The 5,920-nt window shown below is 39.3% G+C and carries 4 protein-coding genes; all 4 read right to left on the minus strand.

All coding sequences use genetic code 11. The annotated features are described in order from the left end of the window. Window positions 1-100: 100 nt before the first annotated feature. Complete coding sequence (locus tag IM477_RS15940) at window positions 101-2,752, minus strand: DNA polymerase III subunit alpha (RefSeq protein ID WP_287732532.1); 2,652 nt, start codon at window positions 2,750-2,752, stop codon at window positions 101-103. An 83-nt stretch (window positions 2,753-2,835) separates the two neighbouring features. Further along, on the minus strand, window positions 2,836-3,666 hold the full coding sequence (locus IM477_RS15945) for an amino acid ABC transporter substrate-binding protein (RefSeq protein ID WP_287732534.1): 831 nt from the start codon (window positions 3,664-3,666) through the stop codon (window positions 2,836-2,838). Window positions 3,667-3,938: 272 nt separating this feature from the next. Further along, window positions 3,939-5,459, minus strand: a complete 1,521-nt coding sequence (gene kaiC / locus IM477_RS15950) for a circadian clock protein KaiC (protein WP_002797104.1) — start codon at window positions 5,457-5,459, stop codon at window positions 3,939-3,941. Between the two features lie 248 nt (window positions 5,460-5,707). Further along, window positions 5,708-5,920 (minus strand): hypothetical protein (locus tag IM477_RS15955; protein ID WP_287732536.1); only part of this gene is annotated, 213 nt, incomplete at its 5' end.

Here is a 5,920-nt window from a genome sequence, read left to right on the forward strand (position 1 = left end):
TAGAAAGGCATTTAGCGATTTTTGTCAATTGTTTTTGATATAGAGCGAACTAATCAATTAAGTCTCTTACCAGATAAGGATTTAGTCGATTTATGCCCCCCTATCGAACCATACCAAGTAACGAAGAACCGGAAAAATCAGAGGATTTTAAATCTAAACCTCGCTCAAATATTGTATCTATAGCTAACATTTCTCCGTCGCTAGTCATAAATTTATGATCTTTGGTTGCTTGGATAGTTTGCCCATTTTCTAGGGTGTATTCAAAGACTTCTTGTAAACCTCGCTCGTGCCATTGAGAGATTGGTTGACTATAAACAAAACCATTTTGGTCAACAGTATAAACAGTGCAGTTAATTTCTTCGCTCACAATTTTAGCAATTGGTAATAATCCGTATTCCTCAGTTAAAATTAACGTCTCACCTCCTAGACAATATTCGGCAAAATTTACCATCTGTTCAAAGAGATTTTCAGCGATTCTTTTTTCCACACCATTTTTAGCAGCACCATCGATAAACATCTCCCTTTGTTTCTGCATTTCGGAGGCTTTTTTCTTACCCATTGCCCGACGCAATAGATCCGCTTCTCCTAGGGAATAACCGGCTAAATCCTGCGCCATTTTCATAATCTGTTCTTGATAGACTAAAACTGCGTAGGTTTCCTTAAGAATTGGTTCCAATAAAGGATGATCATAACGAATGGGTTCTCTACCGTGTTTTCTGCCAATAAAGAGAGGAATTAATCCCGCATCTAAAGGTCCGGGGCGATAGAGTGCTAAGATTGAAGATATGTCCTCAATACCCGATGGTTTTAACTCTTTAACGATCTGTTTCATCCCCGATGATTCTAACTGGAAAATACCTTCTAAATCCCCTTCTTCGAGTAATCCGTGGGTTTTGAGAATATCGGGAGGTAGTTTTTTATGTTCCCCTTTAGCCCGAATTTGCAGGGCTTTTCTTTCATCTAAAGGCAATTGTTCGAGATCGATATCTATCCCCTGATTTTGTTTAATTAAATCGGCGGTTTTTTTCAAAGTGGTTAAATTTCTTAACCCTAAAAAGTCCATTTTTAACAATCCCAATGATTCTAAATCCTCCATGAAATATTGGGTAATTACCGCCCCATCATTATTTTTCTGGAGGGGAACCACTTCATCTAAAGGTTGGGAAGAAATGACGACTCCCGCAGCATGAACTCCGAAGGTTTTGTTAGTACCTTCGATACGAATTGCCATATCTAACCAATGACGCACATGGGGTTCCGTATCGTATCTTTCTTTAAATGCTGGTTCGGGAGTTTCATCGGAAATCATCACTTTTAAAGGTGTGGGTTTACCGCGGGAAACGGGAATCATTTTCGCCATTTTATCCGATTCGGCGTAGGGAATATCTAACACCCGCGCCACATCTTTTAAGACAGCTTTTGATGTCATGCGGTTAAAAGTAATGATTTGGGCAACATTAGCCTCCCCGTATTTTTCCGTGACGTATTGGATCATTTCATCCCGTCTCTCGATACAGAAATCCGTATCAATATCAGGCATAGATTTCCGTTCAGGATTGAGAAAACGCTCAAATAATAAACCGTGATGAACGGGATCAATATTGGTTATTTTTAAAGAATATGCTACCAAAGAACCCGCCGCAGAACCGCGTCCTGGACCGACGGGAATATCATGATCTCTAGCATATTTTATATAGTCCCAAACGACGAGAAAATAGGTAGAAAATCCCATTTTCTGTAACATTTTTAATTCGTATTCAAGCCTTTCTTTGTAAACAGGCTCAATCTCGTGACGAGAAGGACATTTTAATCTTTCTAGCAATCCTAACCAAGCAATTTCTTCTACATAACTATCAGCAGTATGTCCCGCAGGAACTGGATAATTAGGGAGTCTCGGTTCATTAAATATGTTATAATGTTCGACTTTTTCTGCTACTTCTAAGGTGTTATTAATCGCTTCTTCAATCACATCTTCGGGCAGATGATCACGGAAAAGTAAACGCATTTCATCAGCAGATTTTAAGTATTCTGTGCCGCTATAACGGAGGCGTTTGTCTTCAGTAATTAACTTGCTAGTTTGAATACATAGCAAGGCATCGTGTGCCTCTACATCGTAACAGGAAATAAAGTGAGAATCGTTAGTAGCAACTACTTTGATTCCTAATTCTTTAGCAATTTTAACTATTTCTACATTAACAATCCGATCTTCTTTAGAACCATGATCTTGAATTTCTAAGTAAAAATCATCACCAAAAAGTTTTTTATACCATTTAGCAGTTTCCTTAGCCAGTTTCCTGTTATTAGCTAAAATCGCTTGGGGAATCTCTCCACCCAAGCAAGCACTGGTAACTATCAATCCTTCGTGGTATTGTTGGAGTAACTCTTTATTGATACAAGGACGAGCAAAAATGCCTTTACCTTGAATACCTTTCAGATTAGAAATAGTAGTTAATTTAACCAAGTTTTTATAGCCTTGGGTGTTTTTGGCTAAAACAACTTGATGATATTTTCGGTGGCGAAGATTGACTTCAATATCGCCATTGACTACATACATTTCATTGCCAATAATTGGTTTTATTCCCTTATTACGGCAGGTTTTAATTAATTCGATCGCACCATACATGACTCCATGATCGGTTAAAGCGATCGCTGGTTGTCCTAATTCGATCGCTCGATCAATTAGTGCCGGTAATTGGGAAGCACCATCAAGTAAGCTATAATCACTGTGAATATGTAAACCGACAAAAGACATAGTTTTTCAGGAAAAAGTAACAAGTAAAAAGCAAAAAAACCAGAATTTACTTACTTTTAATTTTCAGCAATCACAGTCTATTTTTAGGGTTGATTGAGAATCGTATAGGGGAAAGAACTTTCTTCTAAATTAAACCATTGTTCTCGCAGTTTCTGGTTATCATTGCTGCCGACAACAGTATCAACAAATTTTTTCCATTCGGGATCGTTTTTGGGTAAAATACAGCCATAAAGTTCGGTGGTAATCGGTTGACGGGGTAGTAGCACAAATTGTCGCGGATCCTGTCCTTGTTTAACGATTTCCCCCAGCAGAAGAATTCCATCACTAACCACTGCTTTTACTTCTCCCCTTTGTAATTTTGCCACTGCTTCACTTCGATCACTGACAGCTTGCCAATTAGCCAGAGGATATATATAACGAATAATACTATCGGTGGTGGTGTGGGGAATATAGGCGATCGCAACTGCCGCTAAAGTGTTATTAATATCTATTTTATCAACATTTTCCCTTTTAGTTAGAAATTGCGCTCCTGTCATAAAATAGGGAATAGAAAAATTAACCTTTTCTAGTCTTTCTTCCGTAATTGTTGCCGCATTACAGGATAAATCTACTTGTCCCTGTTCCACTTGCTGAAAACGATTATTAGTCGTCGCTTCTGTAAAGGTTATTGTAATCGGTTTACCTAATTCTTGTTCTAATCGACGTTGGACTAAGCGCATTAATTCCACTCCATAACCTGTCCATTGTCCCGTTTTCTCATCGATATAACTAAAGGGAGTAGCGTCTTTTCTGGCTGCCGCTTTTAATTCTCCCGTGCGAGCAATTCTTTGTAAAACTGTTTCTGCCAAGGCTGATAAATGTAGATTATTTATCAGTAAAAGACCTAGAAAAATCAACCAAAAGTTTTTAGACATATCAAGAAAGCAAGAAGGAGATAGGGAGAAAAAAGCTAACAACCAACGCACGATTAGCAAATGCTGCTATATTTTAACTAGAGCTTGCTGAATAAATCTAAAAACCTTGTTGGATAAGACTTTTAGACCTTTTTAAAATCCAAAAGTGCCTCGTCTGGGAGTAATCAGGGGGAAAATTCAGGTACTTTTTCTCTGAAAATTAGGTAATTGAGCAGATGAAAATCGGTAAAACCCTACACCCTACCCCCACCGAAAAACTTTTTCAGCAAACCCTAACTACGATCCTCGAATAATCCACTCAAACGTTCTACTTCTGTTTGTGCTGTGTACATAGGAGTTCCAGCCAGAATTCCGGTAACATTGCGGAAAGGTTGACCGATGTGCATACCTTGATGATCGATCGAAAACTCACGAATATCCTTATCGTGCATAGAACCGCGCATTTTTAAAACAGTGATACCGCGGCGCATTTCTCCATACATTTCCACATAACGCAGCAGAATAATTGAATCGGTAATTGTAGAAATATGCGCTTCTGTGATCGAGGAACCTCCTAATAAAGTGGGAGTGGTGGAAGTAAATAATCCTCCCACCTCTTTTTGCTTAATAAAAGAAGTCAAACCGATAATAAATTCCCGAAATCCTTTCAGATTAGAAACCCTTTCTAAAGCAGATAAACTATCTACTGCCACTCGATTAGGTTGAAACTCCTCGATAATTTCCTTCATCATAATTAAATGATTTTCTAAACCCGTAGTTTCGGGATAACGGCAGACTACCTTTAATTTACCTTCCTTTTCCATGCGGTCATAATCTACACCCCAACCGGTAGCATTTCTAAATAACTGTTCGCGACTTTCCTCGAAGGCAAAAATTAAACATCTTTCCCCATTGGTTACTCCCCCGGCCATAAATTCTGTCACCATCAGGGTTTTTCCTGTTCCTGTGGCTCCCGAAACCAAAATAACCGAATCGCGGAAGAAACCACCCCCACACATTCTATCGAGTTCCAAGCTGCCGGAAGTAATGCGAATATTAGAGGATTTTTGTTCTAATTCAATGGCTGATAAAGGAATAATCACGGCCCCTTTGTTGGGAATAATTGTAAAAGGAAATTCTCCTTTTTGGTGATCGGTTCCCCGATATTTTAAAATTTCGATCGTCCTTCTTCTTTTCTCATCGGTTAAAACGTTGCGTAAAATCACCACATTATCGGCCACAAACTCCTCCACCCCATAACGACTGATTTCGCCGTATTCTTGGGTTCTTTCTGCGGTCATAATCGCTGTTACTTCCAATTCTCGCAAAGCGGTTGCCAGACGAAAAAGATCACTTCTCACTTGAGCGCTATCACTTAAATGGCTAAAAATTGCGCCTAAAGAATCCATAGACACCCGTTTGGCTTTATTTTTGCGGATAGCAAACTCAATGCGAGCGATTAATGCGCCTAGGTCGTATTCTCCCGTCACCATCGGCTTTTCTTCCGGTTGGGGGGAAGCATCGACAAAGGCCCATTGACGATTCTCCTCCCACTGCCGGATATTCCAACCAAAACCACCCATATTTTTTCTTAGTGCTTGGGGTGGCTCCTCGAAGGTGACAAAAACGCCATTTTCTCCATTTTTGATGCCTTCTGCCAGAAATTGACAGGCAAAAACCGTTTTAGCACTTCCTGCCGTCCCCGCTATCAAAGTTGCTCTTCCTTTCGGTAATCCCCCTTCCGAAAGAAAATCAAAGCCGGGGATTCCTGTTTCTAACTTCTCAATCAACTCTAGGGGATTATTTTGCGTCATTTAAGTTCTCTATGAAAACGAGCCAATGTTTATTGTACCTATTTCAGTGACCGGCGATACCAGAAATTCATCCCTAGTTGGGGTGTATCAAGAAAATTCAGTGAGCGTTGTTAACTTTTATGACAATATCGACTAGATTATCCACATTATCTGCTGAGAATTTCTCGAATATAAATGATCAATAAATAATCCCAAGAGCTTATTTTTCAAGAAAATATTAAGTAGGCTGTGTTAGCGCAGTAAGGTAGTTAGTGGGACTTAGACAAAAAACAAATCGAGAAAAGCCTCAACTCCAATCCCCGCTTGGGATTTACTTCGAGAAGCCCAAAATCGCTGAAACCCAGATATATCTGAACTTCCCCCATACATATATACCATAATAGCCCAAAACCCTTATCCATCAATGGATGCAACCCCTTAACTTTTCTTAATGTACCCATGTAATTTGTAACATTTCTTAA

The sequence above is a fragment of the Microcystis sp. M090S1 genome (assembly GCF_020246295.1).
GTDB lineage: Bacteria > Cyanobacteriota > Cyanobacteriia > Cyanobacteriales > Microcystaceae > Microcystis > Microcystis aeruginosa.